This window comes from Bordetella genomosp. 4, from assembly GCF_002261185.1.
Lineage (GTDB): Bacteria > Pseudomonadota > Gammaproteobacteria > Burkholderiales > Burkholderiaceae_B > Bordetella_A.
Window position 1 is genome coordinate 220,685 of sequence record NZ_NEVQ01000008.1, and the last position, 22,523, is coordinate 243,207.

The 22,523-nt window shown below is 59.8% G+C and carries 19 protein-coding genes; 15 read left to right on the forward strand and 4 right to left on the reverse strand.

Features of this window, described 5'->3' with window-relative positions:
* The first annotated feature begins 166 nt into the window (after nt 1-166).
* The 11 genes from CAL20_RS06255 (at nt 167) to lpdA (ending at nt 14,283) form a co-directional block, all read left to right on the forward strand.
* Nucleotides 167-1,087, forward strand: a complete 921-nt coding sequence (locus tag CAL20_RS06255) for an AraC family transcriptional regulator (RefSeq protein WP_179266623.1) — start codon at nt 167-169, stop codon at nt 1,085-1,087.
* Nucleotides 1,088-1,246: 159 nt separating this feature from the next.
* On the forward strand, nt 1,247-3,523 hold the full coding sequence (locus CAL20_RS06260) for a TonB-dependent siderophore receptor (RefSeq protein WP_256981351.1): 2,277 nt from the start codon (nt 1,247-1,249) through the stop codon (nt 3,521-3,523).
* 7 nt (nt 3,524-3,530) lie between these two features.
* On the forward strand, nt 3,531-4,502 hold the full coding sequence (fepB, locus tag CAL20_RS06265; RefSeq protein WP_256981353.1) for a Fe2+-enterobactin ABC transporter substrate-binding protein: 972 nt from the start codon (nt 3,531-3,533) through the stop codon (nt 4,500-4,502).
* Nucleotides 4,503-4,522: 20 nt separating this feature from the next.
* The gene (locus tag CAL20_RS06270; protein WP_094837436.1) at nt 4,523-5,581 is read left to right on the forward strand and encodes a FecCD family ABC transporter permease; all 1,059 of its coding nucleotides are present in this window, start codon (nt 4,523-4,525) and stop codon (nt 5,579-5,581) included.
* The gene (locus tag CAL20_RS06275; protein WP_179266624.1) at nt 5,578-6,654 is read left to right on the forward strand and encodes a FecCD family ABC transporter permease; all 1,077 of its coding nucleotides are present in this window, start codon (nt 5,578-5,580) and stop codon (nt 6,652-6,654) included. Before CAL20_RS06270 ends, CAL20_RS06275 begins: the two co-directional genes overlap by 4 nt.
* On the forward strand, nt 6,651-7,511 hold the full coding sequence (locus CAL20_RS06280; protein WP_094822459.1) for an ABC transporter ATP-binding protein: 861 nt from the start codon (nt 6,651-6,653) through the stop codon (nt 7,509-7,511). The genes CAL20_RS06275 and CAL20_RS06280 overlap by 4 nt, the downstream gene beginning before the upstream one ends.
* 51 nt (nt 7,512-7,562) lie before the next feature.
* Nucleotides 7,563-8,873, forward strand: coding sequence for an NtaA/DmoA family FMN-dependent monooxygenase (locus tag CAL20_RS06285; protein ID WP_094822458.1), 1,311 nt, complete (start codon nt 7,563-7,565; stop codon nt 8,871-8,873).
* A 245-nt stretch (nt 8,874-9,118) separates the two neighbouring features.
* Nucleotides 9,119-10,351 carry a 3-methyl-2-oxobutanoate dehydrogenase (2-methylpropanoyl-transferring) subunit alpha gene (locus CAL20_RS06290; protein WP_094822457.1) on the forward strand — a complete coding sequence of 411 codons (1,233 nt, stop codon included), beginning with the start codon at nt 9,119-9,121 and terminating at the stop codon, nt 10,349-10,351.
* A gap of 2 nt (nt 10,352-10,353) precedes the next feature.
* Nucleotides 10,354-11,397 carry an alpha-ketoacid dehydrogenase subunit beta gene (locus CAL20_RS06295; RefSeq protein WP_094822456.1) on the forward strand — a complete coding sequence of 348 codons (1,044 nt, stop codon included), beginning with the start codon at nt 10,354-10,356 and terminating at the stop codon, nt 11,395-11,397.
* Between the two features lies 1 nt (nt 11,398).
* Complete coding sequence (locus tag CAL20_RS06300; protein WP_094837437.1) at nt 11,399-12,886, forward strand: dihydrolipoamide acetyltransferase family protein; 1,488 nt, start codon at nt 11,399-11,401, stop codon at nt 12,884-12,886.
* Nucleotides 12,886-14,283, forward strand: a complete 1,398-nt coding sequence (gene lpdA / locus CAL20_RS06305) for a dihydrolipoyl dehydrogenase (protein WP_094837438.1) — start codon at nt 12,886-12,888, stop codon at nt 14,281-14,283. The genes CAL20_RS06300 and lpdA overlap by 1 nt, the downstream gene beginning before the upstream one ends.
* Nucleotides 14,284-14,738: 455 nt before the next feature.
* On the opposite strand, the gene CAL20_RS06310 is transcribed toward lpdA, so the two are convergent.
* Nucleotides 14,739-15,896, reverse strand: coding sequence for an acyl-CoA dehydrogenase family protein (locus CAL20_RS06310; RefSeq protein ID WP_094837439.1), 1,158 nt, complete (start codon nt 15,894-15,896; stop codon nt 14,739-14,741).
* Between the two features lie 86 nt (nt 15,897-15,982).
* Here CAL20_RS06310 and CAL20_RS06315 point away from each other — a divergent pair, with 86 nt between their 5' ends.
* A complete protein-coding gene (locus CAL20_RS06315) occupies nt 15,983-16,402 on the forward strand; it encodes a LysR family transcriptional regulator (RefSeq protein WP_094837440.1) in 420 nt (139 codons plus the stop codon).
* Nucleotides 16,356-16,883: a LysR substrate-binding domain-containing protein gene (locus tag CAL20_RS06320; RefSeq protein ID WP_256981355.1), complete on the forward strand. Its 528-nt coding sequence runs from the start codon at nt 16,356-16,358 to the stop codon at nt 16,881-16,883. The genes CAL20_RS06315 and CAL20_RS06320 overlap by 47 nt, the downstream gene beginning before the upstream one ends.
* A gap of 50 nt (nt 16,884-16,933) precedes the next feature.
* Here CAL20_RS06320 and CAL20_RS06325 read toward each other — a convergent pair whose 3' ends face one another.
* On the reverse strand, nt 16,934-17,920 hold the full coding sequence (locus CAL20_RS06325) for a Bug family tripartite tricarboxylate transporter substrate binding protein (RefSeq protein ID WP_094837442.1): 987 nt from the start codon (nt 17,918-17,920) through the stop codon (nt 16,934-16,936).
* A gap of 223 nt (nt 17,921-18,143) precedes the next feature.
* Here CAL20_RS06325 and CAL20_RS06330 point away from each other — a divergent pair, with 223 nt between their 5' ends.
* Together CAL20_RS06330 and CAL20_RS06335 are read left to right on the forward strand one after the other, a co-directional pair.
* Nucleotides 18,144-19,700 (forward strand): AMP-binding protein, encoded by a 1,557-nt coding sequence (locus tag CAL20_RS06330; RefSeq protein WP_094837443.1) that lies wholly within the window; start codon nt 18,144-18,146, stop codon nt 19,698-19,700.
* 157 nt (nt 19,701-19,857) lie between these two features.
* Complete coding sequence (locus tag CAL20_RS06335; protein ID WP_094837444.1) at nt 19,858-20,511, forward strand: VOC family protein; 654 nt, start codon at nt 19,858-19,860, stop codon at nt 20,509-20,511.
* Nucleotides 20,512-20,521: 10 nt separating this feature from the next.
* Here the strand turns inward: CAL20_RS06335 and CAL20_RS06340 are convergent, their stop codons facing one another.
* Both CAL20_RS06340 and CAL20_RS06345 read right to left on the reverse strand, forming a co-directional pair.
* Nucleotides 20,522-21,541, reverse strand: coding sequence for a Bug family tripartite tricarboxylate transporter substrate binding protein (locus CAL20_RS06340; RefSeq protein ID WP_373558277.1), 1,020 nt, complete (start codon nt 21,539-21,541; stop codon nt 20,522-20,524).
* A 50-nt stretch (nt 21,542-21,591) separates the two neighbouring features.
* Nucleotides 21,592-22,515: a hydroxymethylglutaryl-CoA lyase gene (locus tag CAL20_RS06345; RefSeq protein WP_094837445.1), complete on the reverse strand. Its 924-nt coding sequence runs from the start codon at nt 22,513-22,515 to the stop codon at nt 21,592-21,594.
* Nucleotides 22,516-22,523: the final 8 nt, after the last annotated feature.

The following is a 22,523-nucleotide window of genomic DNA, read 5'->3' on the forward strand; positions in this document are numbered from 1 at the left end:
AAAGCATTGTATAGTAATGATTCTCATTTATTTGTTGGTTGAGTAAACCCGGCTATCCGGGAGGGATTCATTACTACAGTTGCCGGCATGCCAACTGCCAATGACACATCGCGTGGTTCGTTGGCAGTGCGTGCGCTTGAGAATTGCCTTAGAGGCCATGACACCCATGCTGACCGCCCGTGAACGCACTAGCGACGAATTACGACACTTTCGCGTCATACGGCCAGGGTTGTCGCTGCATTTTGGCACCGAGGTCCAATGTGAAGCGTCAATAGGGCATGCGGTCGTTCACGACAACATCCGGATTGTGCTGTTGCTGGAAGGCGTCATCGATGTTTCTTATGGCCGTAGTCAGATCCAGCTGCTTACACCGCATCAGCCGGACCGCAGCCAACGTGGCCAGAAGCAGGATGCGGCCATCGTCACGATACGGGAGCCGGAAGAGTGTCGGCGGGTCGTGCGCCAAGGCGACAGCTCGCGGCGCATCAGCATCGGTCTTAGCAAGCAGTGGCTCGAGGAGTCTCTATGCGAGGGCATAGGTGACGAGGCGGTATACCCGTTAGGGGATCATCTGGACACACGTATCTGGCACGTCTCTCCTCGAGCACGGATGCTTGCCGAGCAGATGTTCCATCCGCCTTCTGTGCCGCACCACATTGCTGGCATGTATCTAGAGAGCCGGGCACTCGAACTCATTATCGAAGCCCTTTCGCTCACTAGCTCGACCCCGGTACGCGCGCCATCTGCCGACACGATGCGGCCAAAGACATTTCAACGGATGCGCGATCTCAAGGCCTGGCTGTGCGAGAACAGTTCAGCCTCATTGAGCATCGATCAGATTGCCCGGCATATGAATACGACCGCTACGACACTGCAGCGCCATTTTCGGATGGCGTACGGACAGACCGTGTTCGAGTTTCTGCAATGTCAACGTTTGAGGCAGGCTCGTCAAGCGCTCGAATGCGAAGATTCAAGCGTAGAACAGGCCGCGACGCTGGCCGGCTATACCAATGCGGCAAGTTTCGCCACAGCTTTTAAACGGCAATTCGGTTTGACGCCCACGCAAGTACGTCCGGGGCGCCGTTAGCCTGTTTGCTGATCCTGGGCGATCGATCATCTCTTAGAAGGGAAGCCGCAGATTGCCGTTTTGACGAAGATTTGCGCTGTCTTCACGAAGGCGCATCCGGCAGATTACTGGAAAAATTGAAAATGAGAACACGTCCCATTAACAAATAAAGCCTTTCCCGTGAAGATATCTCCCTCAGCGCCTCCGTCGACCGGTCCTACCGCTTCTGCAGCCCCTTCGGGTTCAGCCAAAATCGTCAGGCCAGACCCTTATCGCCTCGCTCGCATGGTGCCCAGCGCGCTGCTGTTCATCATGCTGGGCAATGCCTGGGCGCAATCCGCCACCGCTCCCACGGACTCAGACGTTGCGACGATGGACGCCGTCACGGTAAACGCTTACCGGGCAGCGGAAACCATCGGCGGTTCGACCAAGACCGACACGGCGTTGCTTGAGGTGCCGCAATCGGTGTCGGTCATCGAGCGTGAGGAAATGGACGCGCGGGGCGTAAGCAACCTGAACGAAGCTACCCGCTATACGGCAGGAGTATTGCCTGAAAGCCAGGGTATCGATAACCGTGTCGATGACCTGTACATTCGCGGTTTTGATGCAGGCAGCTTCGGCACCAATGTGATGCTCGACGGGCTGCGAGCACCATCGGACAGCAACCTGAGCTGGAATCGTACTTCCTTCAATACCTGGAATATGGAACGCGTGGAGGTGCTGAAGGGCCCGTCCAGCGTTTTATACGGGCAGCTTGCGCCTGGCGGCATAGTCAATCAGGTCAGTAAGATTCCAACACTGGGTCAGGAACAAGTCGTGCGATTGCAAGTGGATGGACACGGCCGACCCCAGGCCTCGTTTGATGTGGGCGGTGCTAACGACAATGAAAATCTGCTGTGGCGGCTCGTTGGGCTCTATGGCAATGGTGACAAGCAGATCAAGCATACCGACCATGAGCAGTGGTTTATCGCACCCAGCGCCACGCTGCAGTTCAATGACAATCGATCGCGCTTGACGCTGTTGGGTATGTTTCAGCGCGATCGGGGCGGCAGCACGTTTCAATTTCTACCATACGAGGGGACGGTGGTCCCGGCGGCTGACGGTTATATAGATCATGACACTTTCCTGGGCGAGCCGAACTGGAACGTGTACAACCGCGATATCTGGACGGCCGGCTGGCAGTTCGAGCATCAATTCAACGATAACTGGAAGTTCAACCAGAACGCCCGCTACACGCATGTCGATTCGTTGTATCGCGCCACAGTGGGCAACGGCGTGCGCGGTGCGCCGCTCACTCAGCTCAACACGCTGACCGATGGACACATCCTCAATCGGCGCGCCGTACAGGGCGAAGGCGATTCAGATGCGCAGACCATCGATAGCCGGATCGAGGGTAAATTCGATACGGGTGCGCTGGCACACACTGTGCTGGTCGGCTTCGACTGGCAGAAAACCAACTGGACTTTCCTGCGCCAGGCGGCACAGGTGTCGCCGACTGCCATCGCGATCGACGTCTACGATCCGGTCTACACCTACTACGATTTTGAGCCGACTCTGGCCAGCCAGATGTCCACGCGAGAAACCGATGAACAGTTTGGCCTTTATCTGCAGGACCAGATCGCTGTGGGAAAGTGGCGTTTTACGTTGGGCGGCCGTCAGGACTGGACCCGCATCGACACTCTCGATCGTCTGACCGATACCCGGACTATTACCAAGGACAGCGCGTTTACGGGACGGGCGGGGGTGACCTACCTGTTCGACAATGGGCTGGCGCCATATCTCAGCTACGCCGAATCGTTCCAACCGACGGGCGGCCTCAAGCGCGACGGCAGCAGTTTTAAGCCGGTGACCGGCTCGCAGTGGGAGGTGGGCGTAAAGTACGAGCCGCGCAACGTCGACGGCATGATTACGCTCTCGGCCTATGAGCTGAATCAGGAAAACGTGCTGACCGCCGATCCCGAGAACCAAGGGGACGAGGCGTATCAAGTCCAGACTGGAAAGGTGCGCGTACGCGGTGTCGAACTGGAAGGCCGCATCACGCCTTTGCGCGGTCTGAGCGTCATCGGGGCGGTCACACGCATGAGCTCCAAGGTCGTGCGCAACAACGACGGCTACACCGGCAATCGTATGGTGCGCGTGCCGGATTGGATGGGCTCGCTATGGCTGGACTACACCATTCAAAGTGGCCCATTGCGTGGCCTGGGCATGGGGGCGGGCGTGCGCTACGTGGACGAGACCTATGGCGATCTAGCCAATAACCTGCGTATCCCGTCCTATACCTTGTTCGACGCGGCGTTGCGCTATGACGTGGGCAAGATCGGGGACATGCATCTGGACCTCGCACTCAATGCCAGCAATCTGGCTGACAAACGCTACGTGGCTACTTGCACGGCGGCGACCTCGTGCTACTACGGTACGGGCCGTAGTGTGATGGCTACCGCCAGACTGAGTTGGTAGGGTGCGCATGAAGTCTGGTACTACGTCTGCACGGCGTCGCATGTTGTTGTCAATGGTATGGCTCGGCATGGTTGTCCTCGAGCCGGTGAGCTTTGCTGGTGACGCCCTTGGGGCCGCAGAGGATTGGCCACGCCGGTTTCACAATGCCGATCACACCGTCACTGAACTGCCGGCACCGCCCAGGCGCATCCTATCTACCTCTGTCACCGTGACAGGTACCTTGCTGGCAATCGACGCGCCCTTAGTGGCCAGTGCCTCGGCTGCCAACGGCAAATTCTTTGCGCAGTGGGCTGATGTGGCCGAACAGCGCAGTGTGGAAAATCTTTGGCCCGCTGGCGGTACAGATCTGGAGGCGGTATATGCTGTTGCACCCGATTTGATCGTCGTGTCAGCTACCGGTGCAGATTCTGCGCGCGAGCACCTTGCGCGCTTGCGCGCAGTCGCGCCCACTATTGTGGTGGACTATGGGCGGCAGAGCTGGCAGGGCTTGGCGAACGAGTTGGCGCAGGCCATGGGCCTGGAGGCGCAGGCTGCTCAGCGCATTGCAGAATTCGATCGCCATGTGGCTCAGGCTCGCGACAGATTGGCGTTGCCTGAAGGGCAGGTGAACGTCATCAGCTATAACGGTCCGGGCACCAGCAATCCCATCGCTACCCGCGACGGTGTGCATGGTCAGTTGCTCGCTTCGTTGGGCTTCGATGTTGAACGGCCGGACCCGAGTTGGCACAGTACATCCGATACGGCGAGCGACTTTGTCTGGGCGCAGTACGAGTTTTTACCTCAGCTCAAGGCATCCACGACATTTTTGCTCCGCGCCGACGATCGTAGAACGGCCGCGATGCTCAACGATCCTGTTCTCGCCAATTTGCCTTCGGTGCGTTCGCGGCAGGTCTATGCGCTGGGCCTTCATGCGTTCCGGGTCGACTATTACAGCGCCAGCGAATTGATCGATCACATCGTACGTCTGTTTGGCCGTTGAGAGAGGTCGAGGAGCGAATCATGCAAACTCCAATAAGACTCGCTCCTGGCCTGCCCGCCGTTGCGAATATCCGCAGTGGACGGCAGCGTGCGCGATTGCTCATTCTGTCTGCCGGACTCGCGGCGCTAGTGTTGCTGAGCGCAGTCAGTCTCATCGTTGGCGCGCAGGAGATTGAACCGCACACAGCTTGGCAAGCTATTTTCTCTTTTGACAGTTCCAACAACGATCATCTGCTGCTGCGGCATCTGCGGATACCACGCGCCTTGCTCGCTATGGTGATCGGCTGTGCGCTGGGTGCGGGTGGAGTGCTGATGCAGGCCCTCACGCGCAATCCACTGGCTGACCCAGGACTCCTGGGTGTGAACGCAGGTGCAGCAGTCGCCATCGCTGCTGCTATTGCGGGCTTTGGTGTGACTGGCATCAGCGGTCAATTAGGCTTTGGTTTCGTGGGAGCTGCGCTTGCCGGCGTGGCGGTCTATCTGTTTGGTGGCATTCGTCAGGGATTTGATCCACTGCGCATGGTGTTGGCGGGCGCGGCGTTATCTGCGGTGTTGTTGGCTGCGACGCAGATCATCACCATCAACAGTGATAACGCGGTCTTCGATCAGTTCCGTCATTGGGCTGTCGGCTCGTTGCAAGGACGTGGCTACGCTGTGCTGGGGCCGGTTGCTGTAGCGACGGCGGGTGGTCTGGTGCTCGCTTTCGCGACGGCGCGGGGACTGGACGCGGTGGCGCTGGGCGCGGAGTTGGGTATGGTTTTGGGTGCACGTCCTGCAATCGTGTGGTTGAGCTGTGCCACAGCCGTTGTGCTGTTGGCCGGGGCGGCTACGGCCGCTGCGGGGCCCATCACCTTCGTTGGATTGATTGCGCCCCATTTGGCTCGCCATGCCGGAGGACCGGACCATCGGTGGCAGTTGTGTTTTTCGATGCTGATTTCAGCGATGCTCGTTCTCGCTGCCGATGTGTTGGGGCGTGTGATTGCGCGGCCCGACGAGATTTCTGTGGGCATCCTGTCGGCACTCATTGGTGGCCCGGTGTTCGTGGCGTTGGTCAGACGGCGCATGCTGGAGGTTTCATGACGAGGACGCCGCATCACCTCACTACACAGCGTGCCTGGCGTGTGCAGGACTACAGCGTTCTCATTCAGCCCCGGATGTTGGTCGTCCTGCTGGTTCTGCTGGCCGTGCTGCTGATCCTGGTTGCAGCTGCGCTGAGCGTTGGGCGGACTGGCATGAGCCTGCCGCGACTGCTGCAGGTGCTTTTCGAACCACAGGTGGCTCGTGCAGGTGAACAGATGGTTCTGGACGTCCGCCTGCCTCGAGTGCTGACGGCTTGTTTTGTGGGTGTAGCGCTGGGAGTCTCCGGGGCAGTGTTCCAGTCCATCACGCGCAACCCTTTGGGCTCGCCTGACGTCATCGGTTTCACGACCGGGGCGGCCACGGGCGCGCTGCTACAGATTGTGCTCTACGGTCAGTCTGCGCTGGGTGTGGCGATGGGAGCCATGATGGGCGGATTGGTCGCGGCTATGGTCGTCTATCTGCTGTCGCTCAGAAATGGAAAGGCCGGTGGACGCAGACTGGTGCTGGTGGGCATCGGGGTCGGCGCCGTTCTGCACGCACTCAATGGACTGATGCTGGTCAAGGGTGAGCTGGACAATGCCGTGATGGCGAATCTGTGGTTGGCCGGCACGCTCAATGCGCGCAGTTGGTCCCATGCCTGGCTCGCCATCTCAGGCGTAGTTCTGTTCGTGCCGTTCGTGCTGCTGTCGGCGCGCCGGTTGGCGATGATGGAGATGGGCGACGAGGTCGCCAGTCAGCTTGGTATACCGGTGGAACGTGTGCGCTTGGCCATGGTGTTCTGCGCGGTCATGCTCGCTGCACTCGCTACTGGGGCGGCTGGTCCCGTGGCTTTTATTGCGTTGGCAGCGCCCCAGCTTGCCCGTCGCCTGGGCCGGGCACGGGGCCTGCCGGTCGCGGGGGCGGCCCTGATGGGAGCCTGTTTGCTGGTCGGCGCGGATCTGCTCAGTCAATGGCAACCTTTGCGTCTGAACCTGCCCGTGGGCAAGGTGACGGGGATGCTAGGGGGGCTTTATCTCATCTGGTTACTCGCGGCTTCGTCCCGCCGTGGCCGTTTTTCAGGAAGCCAGACATGAAGCAGCAAGCCATACAGCGTGGCGACGAAGAGATACGGTACGGTGGTCCGGTGCTCGTAGGACAGGGATTGAAGCTTTCCTACGATTCCCGGCTTGTCTCCGCAGACTTGGATGTCACGATACCGCGTGGCCGAATCACTGTGATTGTCGGTCCCAACGCGTGCGGCAAGTCGACACTATTGCGCGCGCTATCGCGGCTGCTGGCGCCGCGTTCCGGCCAGATTGTCCTGGAGGGCAAGGACATTCGACACTACCGCGCCCGGGAGTTGGCGTGCAAATTGGGGCTGTTACCTCAGTCCTCGGTTGCGCCGGCCGGTATCTGCGTCGCCGATTTGGTCGCTCGCGGCCGTTATCCTCACCAGACGCTGTTCCGGCAATGGTCCACGGCGGACGAGGCTGCGGTGTGGCAGGCCATGGCTGATACCCGTGTGACGGAACTGGCGGACCGAGTGGTAGACGAACTCTCCGGCGGTCAACGCCAGCGCGTCTGGCTCGCCATGGCGTTGGCCCAGGATACCCCCGTCATGCTGCTGGACGAGCCCACGACTTACCTGGATATTGCTCACCAGTTTGAGGTGCTCGAGTTATGCAAGCGTCTTAACCGCGAAGGCGGCCGTACGTTGGTCATGGTGTTGCACGATCTCAATCAGGCGGCGCGCTATGCCGATCATCTCGTCGCCATGCGAGCCGGCGCGATCCAAGCGGCTGGCTCGCCCGGCGAGGTGCTCACGCCATCCCTGGTCGAGCAACTCTTCGGTATTCGCTGCCTGGTCGTATCCGATCCGGTGACTGATACACCGATGGTGGTCCCGGTCGCTCACGTCTCGCATGCAGGCGACGCGCCGGCGTGCGTTTGAGGCCATTGCAGGATTCGCACGCACCTCATCGACAAGAAAGGAATCTCTACTATGTCTAATCGGAAACCCTTGTGTATCGGGCTGTCCCTGGCCACGACCTGGCTGACCGGCAACGGTTGGCGTCGGCCCGATAGCTGCGTAGAAGACACTTATTCTGCAGGTTTTTACGCTGACATCGCCAGGCGGGCAGAGGCTGCACACCTGGACTTTCTGTTCCGGCCCGACGTGCTGTACCTGGACCCGCAGGTGCTGGACCGTTCGCCTGGCTTCAGCAGCCTGGACCCCACTGTCCTGCTGTCCGCCATCGCGCCCGCGACCAAGCGCATCGGCTTGGTAACGACGGCAGCAACCACGTTCAACCCGCCCTACGTGGTCGCCCGCCAACTTCAATCGCTGGACTGGATCAGCGAGGGCCGTGCTGGATGGAACATCGTGACGGCGCTGGACGGCAGCCGCAACTTCGGTGATGCTCCCATGCCGCCTTCCGAAGAACGCTATAGCAAGGCATTGGAGTTCACCGAGGTCGTGCGGCAATTGTGGCGAAGCTATCCGCGCGAGGCACTGCTACTGGATCGCGCGGAGGGCAAGTACGCCGACCCCGCGCTTATTCGGCCTATCGATCATCATGGCCCATATTTCAACGTACAAGGACCGCTAAACCTGCCAGCCCGCGGAGCGGGCCGTATTCCTCTGTTCCAGGCGGGCGCGTCGGAATGGGGCCGTGACTTCGCAGCGCGCGTCGCCGATGCGGTTTTCGCTGCCACTCCGGATATCTCGGCTGGCGCCGAACTGAGACAGGATCTGCGTGGCCGTGCCACCACACATGGCCGCAAGCCTGATGCTGTCCGCATGCTGCCGGGCCTCAGCCTGTATTTAGGCAGGACTGCCAGTCAGGCTCGCGATCTTTATGAGACCACGCAGGGCCGAACGGAGGAGGCTCACAAGCTGGCGTATATCGAACGCATGCTGAACATCGACGTACGCACGCTCGCACCGGACCAGCCGTTGACCAGCACCATGTTGGGTGAGCCCGGGGTACCTATGCGCGGCCAGACGCATGTGGACCTGCTGCGTCGCCTGGTGATGCGTGAACAGCCGACGCTGAGGCAACTGCTGCAGCGTCCGGAGGTCTGTAGCTCGGCACATTGGCAGATAGTGGGCACCGCCGAGGACGCATTGCGCGAGATTGTCGCGCGCGTCGAGGCTGGCGCTGCGGATGGCTTCATTGCCTTGCCGGGCGGGGCCGCGGAGTCTCTGGACCTATGCCTGAGTGAACTGGTTCCTATGCTCGCAGCGCAGGGATTATTTCGTAAGCAGTACTCAGGGGAAACGCTTGCCGATCATATGGGAATCGTCCCCTGAAAACGACCGCAACGGGCATGTCGGGCTAAAAGTACGTCGTAACGGATAATCCGGCCCGCGGAAAACCCTGGCCCGTTCATCTCCTCAGGCTCGGATTCGTCCTAGCTTGTGCTAATCTGTTTCCTGCCAGACGCGTAGCATTACCCCGCGCGCGATCCGGTGGCGGCCTAGTGCGCGGTTACCCCCTCGCATCCGGCCATTGCAAAGCAAGAACGCATGACACGATCGAGCGTGGAGACAACACCATGAGCCAATATGGCCCACTAAAACTGCACGTCCCCGAGCCCACCGGGCGCCCGGGTTGCAAGACCGATTTTTCCTATCTGCATCTGTCGCCTGCGGGCGACGTTCCCAAACCCCCCATTGATGTCGCGGCTGTCGATACCGCCGATCTGGCTTATCGTCTCGTGCGCGTGATCGATGATGAGGGGAATGCCCAAGGGCCTTGGGCACCTCAGCTGGATGACGATACGCTGCGCGCCGGGATGCGCGCCATGCTCAAGACGCGCATTTTCGATTCCCGTATGCTGACGGCACAGCGGCAAAAGAAAATCTCGTTCTATATGCAGAGCCTGGGCGAGGAAGCCATCGGCTCAGCTCACGCGCTGGCCCTGGAGCAGGGCGACATGTGTTTCCCGACCTATCGCCAACAGAGCATTCTGCTCACGCGCAATGTGTCGCTGGTCGAGATGATGTGCCAGCTGATGTCCAACGAGCGGGATCCGCTAAAGGGGCGTCAACTGCCTGTCATGTACTCCAAGCGTGACGCTGGGTTCTTCTCGATTTCGGGCAACCTGGCGACGCAGTTTATTCAGGCCGTTGGCTGGGCGATGGCGTCGGCGATCAAGGGCGATACGCGTATCGCGTCAGCGTGGATCGGTGATGGTGCGACGGCCGAGGCGGATTTTCATACTGCATTGACGTTCGCTCACGTATACCGCGCGCCTGTGATTTTGAATGTGGTCAACAATCAATGGGCCATTTCGACCTTTCAGGCGATAGCGGGCGGAGAAGGCACGACGTTCGCCGGGCGCGGCGTAGGCTGCGGAATCGCGTCGCTGCGAGTGGACGGCAATGATTTCCTGGCGGTATATGCCGCTTCGCAGTGGGCCGCCGAGCGCGCTCGCCGCAATCTGGGACCCACGTTGATCGAGTGGGTCACGTATCGGGCTGGGCCCCATTCCACGTCGGACGATCCAACGAAGTACCGGCCGGGCGACGACTGGAGCCATTTCCCATTGGGAGACCCGATCGCGCGGTTCAAAAAGCATTTGATCAGCCTGGGCATTTGGTCGGATGAACAGCACGAGGCCTTGAAGGCAGAGCTCGAGGCCGAGATTCTGGCGGCGCAAAAAGAGGCCGAGAGTTTTGGCACGCTGGTCGATGGGCATGTTCCCAGTGCGGCCAGTATTTTCGAGGATGTCTACGAAGAGATGCCGGATCATCTGCGCCGGCAGCGCCAAGAGCTGGGAGTCTGATCATGGCAAACGACAAGAATACGGGTCCGACGACGACGTCGATGACCATGATCCAGGCATTGCGTTCGGCCATGGACGTCATGCTGGAACGTGATGACAATGTGGTGGTGTTCGGCCAGGACGTGGGGTATTTCGGTGGCGTGTTTCGCTGCACCGAGGGCTTGCAAGCCAAGTACGGTTCTTCGCGTGTTTTTGATGCGCCTATTTCCGAGGGCGGTATCGTCGGCGTCGCGGTAGGCATGGGGGCGTATGGCCTACGGCCGGTATGCGAAATCCAGTTCGCCGATTATTTTTATCCCGCGTCGGATCAGATCGTATCCGAGGCGGCGCGGCTGCGTTATCGCTCGGTGAATGAATTCATCGCACCGATGACGATTCGCATGCCCTGCGGTGGCGGTATCTATGGCGGGCAGACGCATAGCCAGAGCCCCGAGGCCATGTTCACGCAGGTATGCGGTTTGCGTACCGTGCTGCCCTCCAATCCGTACGATGCGAAAGGCCTGTTGATCGCGGCGATCGAGAATAATGATCCGGTGATTTTTCTCGAGCCGAAACGTCTCTATAACGGCCCGTTCGATGGGCATCATGACCGCCCCGTGACGCCGTGGAGCAAGCATCCGGCCAGCCAGGTCCCCACGGGCTATTACACCGTGCCCCTAGGCAGCGCCGCTATTGTGCGTCCGGGTGAGGCGCTGACTGTGCTGACGTACGGCACGACGGTGCATGTGTCTCTGACCGCAGCCGAGGAAACCGGCCTCGATGCCGAAGTGATCGACCTGCGTACGTTATGGCCACTGGATCTCGACACGATCGTGAACTCGGTGCGCAAGACTGGTCGTTGCGTCGTGGTGCACGAGGCGACACGCACCTGCGGTTTCGGCGCCGAGCTGGTGTCCTTGATTCAAGAGCATTGCTTTCATTACCTGGAGGCTCCTATCGAGCGTGTCACGGGTTGGGATACCCCATATCCGCATGCTCAGGAATGGGCGTATTTTCCAGGGCCGGCTCGCGTGGGCGCGGCATTCCAACGCGTGATGGAGGCATGACATGGGGATTCACATCATCAAAATGCCCGACATCGGCGAAGGGATTGCCGAGGTCGAGCTCGTAGCGTGGCATGTAAAGGCCGGTGATACCGTGGCAGAGGATCAACCTCTGGCCGACGTGATGACAGACAAGGCGACGGTGGAGATTCCGTCGCCGGTGGTGGGCAAGGTGATCTCGCTGGGCGGCAACGTGGGTGACACGATGGCCGTGGGCGGCGAATTGATTCGCTTAGAGGTTGAGGGCGCGGGCAATTTCAAAGGCGATGCGACGGCTGCGCAAGCAGGTCAGACGCCAACCGCAGCAGCCGGCAAGCCGGCGGGTGATGCGAGTGTGGTTCGAGACGCCGCAAGTCAAGCCGATAGAGAGGCCAACGCTGGATCGCAGTCGTCTTCGACATCCTCGACGGCGTCCAGCGCTGCGACTGTATCGCGAGAGTCGGCATCGCTTGGTGCATCCATCGCTTCGAATGTTTCGTCGGGTTCGACGGTTGCGTCGGCGATGGCTGCGCGTGGTATGGCTCAAGCCGAGACACAGGCTTCGGCTGGAGCTGCCCGGAAATCCCCTGCAGCCACATCCGCTGTGCAGCGCGCCACGCCGTCTCGTCAACCAGACGAACGTCCCTTGGCCTCGCCCGCCGTGCGCAAACGGGCCTGGGATCTGGGTATCGAGCTGCGTTATGTGCATGGATCTGGGCCGGCGGGCCGTATCATGCACGAAGACCTGGACGCCTATGTACAAGGGCAGGGCGCAACCGCATCGGCGGCGCTATCCGGATATCGCGAGCGCCATGACGAGGAACAGGTCCCCGTCGTGGGGCTGCGCCGTAAGATCGCGCAGAAAATGCAGGAATCCAAGCGGCGTATTCCTCATTTCAGTTACGTCGAGGAAATCGACGTGACCGAGATCGAGGATCTGCGCGCGCAACTGAATCGCAAATATGGCGAGTCGCGCGGCAAGCTCACGCTGTTGCCCTTGCTGGCTCGCGCCATGGTTATCGCCTTGCGGGATTTCCCGCAAATCAATGCGCGTTACGACGATGAGGCGGGTGTAGTGACCCGTTTTGGCGCCGTGCATCTGGGTGTGGCGACGCAGACCGATGCCGGTTTGATCGTGCCTGTTGTGCGCCATGCCGAGTCGCTCGATATCTGGGCGATTGCGCAAGAGATCGCACGATTGGCCCAGGCGGTGCGCAACGGCAAAGCCGAACGCGATGCGTTAAGCGGATCCACGATCACACTCACGAGCTTGGGGGCCTTGGGCGGCATTGTCAGTACGCCCGTCATCAATCATCCCGAGGTAGGCATTGTGGGGGTGAATCGCATCGTCGAGCGGCCGATGTTCCAGCAAGGCGCAGTCGTCGCCCGTAAGCTGATGAACTTGTCTTCGTCCTTTGATCATCGTGTGGTCGACGGCATGGATGCAGCGCAGTTCATCCAGGCAGTGCGTGCATTGCTTGAACAGCCTGCCTTACTTTTCGTGGAGGCGTGATGAGCGAGACGCTGAACACAACATTGTTGGTGATCGGCGGCGGGCCGGGAGGTTATGTCGCCGCGATTCGCGCCGGTCAGTTGGGCGTGCCCACGATTGTCGTCGAGGGACAGCAGCCGGGTGGTACATGCCTGAATATCGGCTGCATTCCGTCAAAGGCGCTGATTCATGCAGCGGGCGAGTTTGAACGTGCTCGCGAGTACGCCGAGGCTGCACCATTGGGTATTTCGGTGCAGACGCCCTCGATAGACATCACAAAGACGGTCGCCTGGAAAGACGGCATCGTGAGCCGATTGACCGGGGGCGTAACCGCCTTGCTCAAGAAAAACGGGGTGCAACTGGTGCGCGGCTGGGCTCAGGTGCTGGATGGCAAGACGGTTGAGGTCGATACCGGACAAGGCATTCAACGCATCCAGTGCGAGCACTTGCTGTTGGCAGCGGGATCAGAGCCGATGCCGTTGCCGTCCATGCCTTTCGCAGGCCGAGTGATTTCGTCCACCGAGGCGCTGTCGCCGTCATCTATTCCTGAACGATTGGTCGTGGTCGGCGGCGGCTATATTGGATTGGAGCTGGGCACGGTGTATCGCAAGCTCGGCGCCGAGGTCGCGGTGGTCGAGGCGCAGGATCGTATTTTGCCGACCTACGATGCCGATCTGACCAAGCCGGTCGCGGCTGCGCTGGCCAAGATGGGGATCACACTCTACCTCGGGCGCAAGGTCATGGGCATGAATGCGGCCGGCGATGCGGTACGCATACAGGATGCATCGGGGGCCGAGACGGTGTTGCCTGCAGATCAAGTTCTGCTGGCTATCGGTCGCCGGCCTCGTACTCAGGGGTGGGGGCTGGAGAACCTGCAGTTGAGCCGATCGGGTAATGCATTGCGTATTGACGATCAATGCCGGACGTCGATGCGAAATGTCTGGGCGATTGGCGATATCGCGGGGGAACCGATGTTGGCGCATCGTGCGATGGCGCAGGGCGAGATGGTTGCCGAATTAGTGGCCGGTCAGAAGCGTCGCTTTACGCCAGCGGCCATTCCGGCGGTGTGTTTTACCGATCCGGAAATCGTCACGGCGGGTCTCGCGCCGCAGCAGGCGCAGGATGCAGGGTTGGATTGTCTGGTCGGTGTATTCCCGTTTGCCGCCAATGGGCGCGCCATGACGCTGGAGTCGACAGAAGGCTTTGTGCGTGTCGTCGTGCGCCGTGATAACCATCTGATTGTCGGGTGGCAGGCGGTCGGGCGCGGGGTGTCTGAGCTGGCGGCGGCGTTTTCGCAGTCGCTGGAGATGGGGGCCGTGTTGGAGGACGTGGCTGGAACTATTCATGCGCATCCGACGTTGGGGGAGGCTGTTCAAGAGGCTGCTTTGCGTGCGTTGGGGCATGCTTTGCATATTTAGTTGGGTAGAGGGTGGTGTGCTTATTGGACGTCGAGCCGAGGCAATCGGGCCGTGAGGGCTTCACAAAGCCGGTCCGGCGCGCGGGCACCGGACATCGTGTTCGCTCGTCTCGTCCGGCCCGTTCGGGCCTACCTACGACGTCCGCTCCACTCGGCTTTGAGGCGCCCTCACGGCCCGATTGCCTCGGCTCGACTCGCAGTCATTCAAGCTCATCACGTCGCTGGCACGACTTTCTTGCTTGGCATTTTTCTGCAACCGTGTTGGCAAAGAGAAAGATCTTGCAGGGCTGCGATTCGCGTGTGCCCTGCACACACGCGAATCGCGATCGGTCCGGGCATGCGGCGGGGTGGCATGGTGCCAGTTTGGAAGATCTGCTTGGCTAGAGTTGATGCATGCGGCGATGATGCGTAGCTCATCTCCATTGAAATCGCGATAAGCACGTATGCCGCCTGTGACTACGCCAAAATCCCTTTCGCAATCGTATTGCGCTGTATCTCGCTGGTACCCGTCACTATCCGATATAGCCGCAACCGGCGGAAAATGAATTCCACCGGGTGATTTTTGGTCACGCCGACATTGCCATGTATCTGCATAGCCTTGTCGGCGATTTCAAAACACCGCTCGGATACGAAGAGCTTGCACATGGCCGCCAGCTCGCGCACGTCCTCGCCCGCGTCGGCTCGCTGTGCGGCGCCCAATACCATTTGCTCGCACGCATAGAGCGAGGTCGCCATGTCGGCCAGCATGTGCTGGATGGCCTGAAAGCGGCTGATCGGGCCGCCGAACTGCTGGCGCGTTTTTGCATAATCGACAGCCATGCGAAAGGCCTGCCGCGCCAGTCCTATCATCGTAGGACAGTGCAGCAGGCGATTGACGCTGACGCGATTCATCGCGATGCGAAAGCCTTCTCCCGGTTTGCCGATCAGATTTTTTTTCGGCACGCGTACATGATCCAACACGATGTCTGCGTCGACATACTGTCCTGTCATCGGCACGCAATCATGCTCTAGCCGCACTCCTGGCAGATCCAGATCGATCAGGATAGCCGAGATTCCGTCCATGCCTTTTTCAGGATCGGTGACGCACATCGTGATCGCAAAGTCCGCAAACATCGATGCCGTGATGTAGTGTTTGACGCCTGTGATGATGTAGTCATCGCCGTCTTCTACCGCGAGTGTGCGCAAGCTGGTGGCGTCCGAGCCCGACTGCGGCTCAGTCATCGCAAAGCAAGCGCCGCGCTCGGCGTGTACGACCGGCATGATGTAGCGTTCCAACTGATACGGCGTGGCGTAACGGACGAGATTGCCTATTCGTGACGGTCCGCCCCAATCGCCTAGCACATGAGGGAACAGAATGGCGCCCGATGCAGCGGCATCGTCTTTCAATACACATAGGTCCCGGTACGGCAAGGCCTGTCCGCCTATCTCCTTGGGCAATTGCAGGCCGTACAGGCCCAGGGCGCGAGAACGTTGCCAAATCGATTTGACCAGTTCGCGAGGAAACTCGTCCTCGTATCCCAGGCCGCGCGAGCGTTCCATGGGGATCAATTCGTCATGCAGATAACGGTGCAGGCGTTCGCGCAACTCGGCGAGGGTGGGGCTGTCTTGGGCCATGATGTCTCCTTGAATGAGCGCTAGCTTGACAGCGCTTGCTCGCTTGGTGATTATCTTTTCTTTGGGTTCAATAACCAGGCGGAATCATGCGACTCGAAGATCTGGACTATTTTCTGGCCGTGGCGCGCGCCGGGCATGTAGGGCGCGCAGCTGATGGCATGGGGATCAGCCAACCCGCGCTGACCAAGGGGATCCGGCGCCTCGAGGACGAGCTGAAGCTGCAGTTGTTCGTGCGCACGCCAAAGGGGATGGAACTGACCATGCCCGGGAAAGCGTTTTACCAGCGTAGTCTGCAAGCGCGGCGCGAGCTGGACGAGGCATTGCGCGAGGCCGGTGATCTGCATCGAGGCAGTGTCGGCCTGGTGCGTGTCGGGGTAACCCCCGTTGTTGGTGGAGCCGGTGTTCAACCAGGCTTGTGTCGAGTTGATGGCGCAGCGACCCGCCGCAAAAATCAACGTTGTGGTAGCACTCAACGATGCGTTGATTCCGGCGTTGCGTCAGGGTGACCTGGATTTTTCGATCAGCTCGCTGCACGATTCGGCTGCGCCTGCGGAGTTTGATCGCATCCCGCTGTTTCGCGACCGCCTCTTTGTCGCCGCTCGTCGTGGACATCCAATTTTCGGCCATGCGCGGATCCGCTTTGAACATTTGCTGGGTTATAGCTGGATGCTGCCTGGTTTGCAGGTCGCCTCACGCCGCTGGCTGGAGACCAGGTTTGAACAGCATGGGGCCCCGCCGCCCAATATCATGGTGGAGTCCAACTCTTCGGTATCCAGCCTGGTGAGCATTTTGCACAGTACCGATTTGCTCACTGTGATCAGCGAGATCACGCTGCGATCCGAGGCCGGACAGGGCTTGGCCGCGGTACCGCTCGACGATGTCACGTGGCATCGCGAGATCGGCATCATGACGCGTCATGGCAGCTATCAGTCGCCGTTGGCCGAACGCCTGATTGAAATTCTGCGTGAGCGGGCTCGAGGGCGTTGACGGCCGACCTGCGTAGACCTGCTGCCGACCGTGGCGGCGAGGAATCAACCCTATTCGTTGCGCAATCCTAGTTGCTTGATCAGCGGCCCATAGCGGTCCGACTCGGCCTGGATCAGTGCCTGAAACTCTGCTTGCGTACCCGCGATGGGCGTGAACGACTGCGATTGCAGTGCTTTCTTGACGTCGGGTTGGCTCACGACTTTGATCATGGCTTGATTCAGGCGCTCGACGATATCCGCCGGCGTGCCTTTGGGTACTGCGATGCCACCCCAACTGCCGCTTTCAAAGTCCTTGTAGCCGGCCTCTGCTACCGTGGGTACATCAGGCAATGAGCCGGCGCGGTCGTGACCGGTCACGGCGATGGCTCGCACGCGGCCGCTTTCGATGAAGGGCATGGCGGGCGCTACGGCGATGATGCCCACGCCCACTTGGCCGCCGGCCAGGTCGTTGATCATGTTACTGCCGCCGCGATAAGGCACATGCACCGCATCGATGCCGAAGTGCTGCTTGACTGCCTCGAATGTCAGATGCATGGATGAGCCTACGCCAGGGCTGCCATAGCTCAGTTTGCCGGGATTGGCTTTTGAATAGGCGGTCAGCTCCGCCAGATTATGGATGGGCAGACTGCTGTTGACCAGAATGACATGGGGTGACAGGCTGATCCCGGAAACGGGTATCAAGTCGGCTATAGGGTCGAATGACAGATTCGGCGTCAGGTGTTTGGCAATGGCGAAGTTGCCGCCATATTCCAGCAGTGTATAGCCGTCCGCAGGCGAGTTCACGACTTTCGCACCGCCAATGCTGCCGCCGCCTCCGCCCACATTTTCCACAATGATGTTCTGGCCTAGTTCGCGCCCCAGAGGATCTGCGACCAGCCGGGCGATGTAATCGAATTGGCCGCCGGCGGTAAAGGGCACCACTAAACGTATGGGCCGATCCGGATACGTGCCGGCTCGGACCGTAGCCGGAATCAGGGCCGCCAAACCCAGCACCAATGCGGCCAGAGTTTGCCAGGGGCGATGAACGCGTATTTGCACGAGTGTCTCCTAGGAATCGCAAGCAGGCTGTCGAATGTGCCTGTCGTGGCCAGATTTAACCTGCGTGGACTCATCAAGCGATGCCCTATCCGCGTATCCCGATAACTTTACGGCATGATTATCGCTTGATAACCCTGCGGCATTGAAAAACGCGCGCCGGTTATTTGCCGAGTATGGTTCCGGCTGCACCATCCCGCCATGCAAAAAAACGATGGAGCATTCGATGAATCAAGGACGATATACCAGCCGTAACGCAACCTATTGGCGTGATCGGCCCGCCATCATCTATGGCGAAAAGACAATCAGTTTTGGCCAGTTGGAGACGCGTTCGAATCGCTTGGCCAATGCCTTGCTGGGATTGGGGCTGGTCAAAGGCGACCGCGTTGCCATCCAGGCCTGGAATTGCCCTGAAATCATCGAGCTCGAATGCGCGCTCTACAAAGCCGGCCTGGTCAAGGTCGCATTGAACGCGCGTCTGTCCAGTCGAGAAGTCGTCGATACGGTCAATAACGCCCAGGCGACGGTGTTCATCGTCGACCCTACGCATAGCGAAGGCGTGGCGTCGATCCTGAGCGAGTTGAGCAGCGTGCGCCATATGATCGTGACGGGCAACGATGCGATCGAAGGGTGGCGCACATACGAGTCGTTTATCGCAGCAGCTGCGGACCGGAATCCTGATATAGAGATGGCGGAAAACGACCTTGCGGTGCTGCATTTCACATCAGGCTCCACCGGCAAACTGAAGGCGGCGATGCAAACGGTGGGCAACCGCATGGCCTCGCTGCGCAAGGTGGTCATGGGCCGCATGCGCGCCAATCCCGGCGAGGTGCTGGCGCTGGCGGGCCCGATTACGCATGCCAGCGGTATGTTCATGCAGCCCTTTCTGTTCCAGGGAGGCACCATCCTGCTGCATGACCGTTTCGACCCCGAGGCCTTTCTGGCCTCGGCGGCAAAGCATCGTGCGGCATTCAGTTTCATGGTGCCGACGATGATCAATATGTTGATTGCGGAGCCCAGCTTGCATCGTCACGATCTGAGCGCGCTGCGTCAGATATCTTATGGCGGTGCGCCGATGGCGCCCGCCCGAGTCCGCGAGGCATGGGAGGCGCTGGGGCCGAAATTGAGCCAAGGCTACGGTACTGGCGAAACCACCGGTGGACTGGCTTTGTTGAGCACGGCTGACCATGCGCATGCGTTGGCATCGCGTCCAGAGCGTCTGTCCTCCTGCGGGCGATTGTTTGGCGAAGGCGAACTCTGCTTGCTAGGTGATGACGGGCAGCCAGTGCCGCAAGGCGAGGTGGGCGAGATCACTGTGCGCGGCCCCGACGTATTCGCAGGTTATTGGGGTGAGCCGGAATTGTCGGCGCAGGCGCTGCGCAACGGGCGTTTGCATACTGGTGATCTCGCACGCATGGACGAAGAGGGGTTCGTCTATATTGTCGATCGCAAGAAGGACATGATCATCACAGGCGGATTCAATGTCTATCCCACCGAGGTCGAGCAAGCGTTGTATCAGCACCCGGATGTATATGAAGCATGCGTATTCGGTATCCCCGACGACAAGTGGGGCGAGTCGATCAAGGCGGTGCTCGTGCTGAAACCTGGCGCACAGACGGGGCAGGCCGAACTCATGGAGCATTGCCGTGCGCATCTGGCCGATTTCAAGAAGCCACGCAGTATCGACATTGTGGCCGAGTTGCCAAAGAACGCGAACGGGAAATTGGCACGTAAGCCGCTGCGCGATGCATATTGGGAAGGTCATGAACGCAAGGTAGGCTAGGGGGGGCAGCAGGTCGACGCTTCGCGTGCGCGGCCTGCGGTTGTCGGCCTTGATGCACGCGCCAGGGCGGTATCGCGGGGGCCGAGGTAGACTATCTATCCTTTGACGGCCAATGCGAAGCCAGCGTCGCTTGCCCTGTGTACCTCGAGGAGCCCTGATGCAGTCCTTCCTAGATCACATTGCCGTTGTGGCGCCAGACCTGGCCAGTGGCACACGTTTTGTCGAACAGGCTTTGGGTGTGTCTCTGCAAGCAGGGGGACAGCATCCGCGCATGGGCACGCATAATAAATTGCTGCGGTTGGGCGACGATGTTTATCTGGAAGTCATCGCAGCCGATCCCGCCGCCCCGGCACCGCAACGCCCTCGATGGTTCGAATTGGACCAGATGACACCCGAATCCACGCCCAGGCTGGGAACATGGGCGATACGTACCGACGATATCGTTGCGGCTCGGGCCGCTTGCTCTTGGGATACAGGTCCGATCGAGAGCATGACTCGAGGTACATTGGCCTGGCGCATCACGATTCCTGCAGATGGCAGTCTGCCCGAGAGTGGCGTGGCGCCCACTTTGATCCAATGGGACGTGCCATCGCATCCCGCCAACATGCTGGATGACAAGGGCTGCACACTGCAGGCGTTAGAGCTCTTTCATTCCACGCCTGAGCGCATACGTGATGCGTTGGATACGTTGAACCTGCTCAACAGCAAAGTACAGGTGCGGTCGCTGCCTACTGATACATCGCCGCACCTGGTCGCTCATATCCGTACTCCTCACGGACTGCGGATGTTGTCCACCGATTTTTCGGCGTAGTTATTGGGGCTCACTGCACCTGGATATTTGCGCTTTTTACGACGGCTTTGTAGGTCTTGAGGTCAGCCTCGATCTGTTGGCGAAACTCTTGCGGGGTGTTGCCGGACGCGGTGATCCCCAGACCGGCCAGACGCTCTTCGGTTTCGGGCGTATGGACCACATCATGAATCGCCTGTTGCAGCTTCGAGACGATGTCCGCCGGGGTTTTTGCCGGGGACAATATTCCTATCCATGAGTTCGATACAAATCCCTCCACACCGGACTCCGATACGGTGGGCACATCAGGCAGCGAGGGCAGACGTTTTTCTGTACTGACCGCGATCGCTTTGAGCTGCTTGCGTTCAACATAGGGATAGGCGCCCGCGACTGCGGTATATAAGAGCGGCAGAGTGCCACCCACGACGTCTGCCATGGCTTGGCCGCCGCCTTTATACGGAATGTGCTCCAACTTTATCCCCGTACGTTGGCGTAACAGTTCTCCCGCCAGATGCGGCGTGCTGCCTACGCCGGCGCTGCCATAGGAAATGCCCTTCGGTTGTGTCTTGGAATAGGCGATCAGCTCTTGCAGCGTATTGGCGGGGACTTTGGGATTCGCCACAATGATCAACGCCGCGTCGCCGATCTTGCTTACGGGGGCCAGGTCTTTTAGCGTATCGAACGGGATGTCCTTATGCACATACGGATTGATGACCAGCGTGCCATCAAAGCCTAGCAATAGGGTGTAGCCGTCAGGGGCGGCTTGCGCAGCCATCTGCGTGCCGATGTTGCCCGATGCGCCGGGCTTGTTATCGACAATGATTTGCTGCCCCAGGCGTTGACTGAGTTTGTCTGCGACCAGACGTGCACCGGTATCTGATACGCCGCCAGGCGCGAACGGGACAATGAGACGTATAGGACGGGAGGGATACTGTTGTGCCGTTTCATTGGCATGCGCTAGCGGTCCGCTGAATGCGGTCATCGCGACACAGATCGAGGCGAGTGCGCCGGTCAATAGTTGACGGTGCTGTAGGATGAAACGATGGATGGGCATGTGTGTCTCCTTGGTGTTGTTATGCGTTGTTGATGCGTGTCATGTGCCAATCACGACGCGGTTTTATCGGCTGCGTATTGCCGCCTGAGCCAGGCGATGCTGCGTCCTCCTAAAGTCCGGCCCAGTTGTGATTCGGCGTAGTCGACGGCTTTCAGCAAGCCCGGGAGCGAGATATCTGTCGTGAGCCCGCTGCGTTCTGCCATCAGAACCAGGTCTTCGGTTGCAGCGTTGCCTGCTGCACCCGGCGCGAATGGGCAGCCGCCGATTCCTCCCGCACTGGCGTCGAAACGTCGCACACCGGCTTGTATTGCCGCCCAGGCGTTAGCCGTGGCCATGCCGCGCGTGTCATGAAAGTGGGCCGCGAGTTTTTTGATCGGCAGCACACTCGCCAGTCTTTCAAAATGGTTTTTAACCATGCCTGGCGAGGCCGAGCCTATGGTGTCGGCGATGACAATTTCTTCTGCGCCTGCTTGGTGCATGCGTTCGGCCAACGCTACAACCGTGTCCAGATTCGTGGGACCTTCGAACGGGCAGTCGAAGGCGACCGCGACATAGGCGCGGGTGCGCAAGCCCAGTGCTTGTGCGGCGTGCAGAGTCTCTTCGCAGATTTTCGTCGCCGTGACGAGATCCATATTGATATTTTTCTGGTTCATCGTCTGCGTCGCAGACAGCACGACGGCGACTTCTCGCGCACCTGCTGCATGGGCGCGCTCCAACCCTTTTCGGTTAGGAATAAGCGCCGATGCACGCAGGTGCGGCAGATGCCGGTTGATTTCTCCCATCAATTCCGTCGCATCCGCCATTTGCGGCACAGCCTTTGGCGATACGAAGCTCGTCGCTTCGATGCTCGTCACGCCTGCTTCGTGTAATAACTGGATCAGCCGGAGTTTGGCTGAGGTGGAAACAGGAATTTGCTGGTTCTGTAGTCCATCGCGCGGGGCAACGTCCGTAATGATCAGGGTATCTAGAGACATGGCCGGCC

Coding starts and splice junctions, on each gene's coding strand:
- CAL20_RS06255 (WP_179266623.1), top strand. CDS start 167: ATGCTGACCGCCCGTGAACGCACTAGCGACGAATTACGACACTTTCGC.
- fepB (WP_256981353.1), top strand. CDS start 3,531: ATGAAGTCTGGTACTACGTCTGCACGGCGTCGCATGTTGTTGTCAATG.
- CAL20_RS06270 (WP_094837436.1), top strand. CDS start 4,523: ATGCAAACTCCAATAAGACTCGCTCCTGGCCTGCCCGCCGTTGCGAAT.
- CAL20_RS06275 (WP_179266624.1), top strand. CDS start 5,578: ATGACGAGGACGCCGCATCACCTCACTACACAGCGTGCCTGGCGTGTG.
- CAL20_RS06280 (WP_094822459.1), top strand. CDS start 6,651: ATGAAGCAGCAAGCCATACAGCGTGGCGACGAAGAGATACGGTACGGT.
- CAL20_RS06285 (WP_094822458.1), top strand. CDS start 7,563: ATGTCTAATCGGAAACCCTTGTGTATCGGGCTGTCCCTGGCCACGACC.
- CAL20_RS06290 (WP_094822457.1), top strand. CDS start 9,119: ATGAGCCAATATGGCCCACTAAAACTGCACGTCCCCGAGCCCACCGGG.
- CAL20_RS06295 (WP_094822456.1), top strand. CDS start 10,354: ATGGCAAACGACAAGAATACGGGTCCGACGACGACGTCGATGACCATG.
- CAL20_RS06300 (WP_094837437.1), top strand. CDS start 11,399: ATGGGGATTCACATCATCAAAATGCCCGACATCGGCGAAGGGATTGCC.
- lpdA (WP_094837438.1), top strand. CDS start 12,886: ATGAGCGAGACGCTGAACACAACATTGTTGGTGATCGGCGGCGGGCCG.
- CAL20_RS06310 (WP_094837439.1), bottom strand. CDS start 15,896: ATGGCCCAAGACAGCCCCACCCTCGCCGAGTTGCGCGAACGCCTGCAC.
- CAL20_RS06315 (WP_094837440.1), top strand. CDS start 15,983: ATGCGACTCGAAGATCTGGACTATTTTCTGGCCGTGGCGCGCGCCGGG.
- CAL20_RS06330 (WP_094837443.1), top strand. CDS start 18,144: ATGAATCAAGGACGATATACCAGCCGTAACGCAACCTATTGGCGTGAT.
- CAL20_RS06335 (WP_094837444.1), top strand. CDS start 19,858: ATGCAGTCCTTCCTAGATCACATTGCCGTTGTGGCGCCAGACCTGGCC.
- CAL20_RS06340 (WP_373558277.1), bottom strand. CDS start 21,541: ATGCCCATCCATCGTTTCATCCTACAGCACCGTCAACTATTGACCGGC.
- CAL20_RS06345 (WP_094837445.1), bottom strand. CDS start 22,515: ATGTCTCTAGATACCCTGATCATTACGGACGTTGCCCCGCGCGATGGA.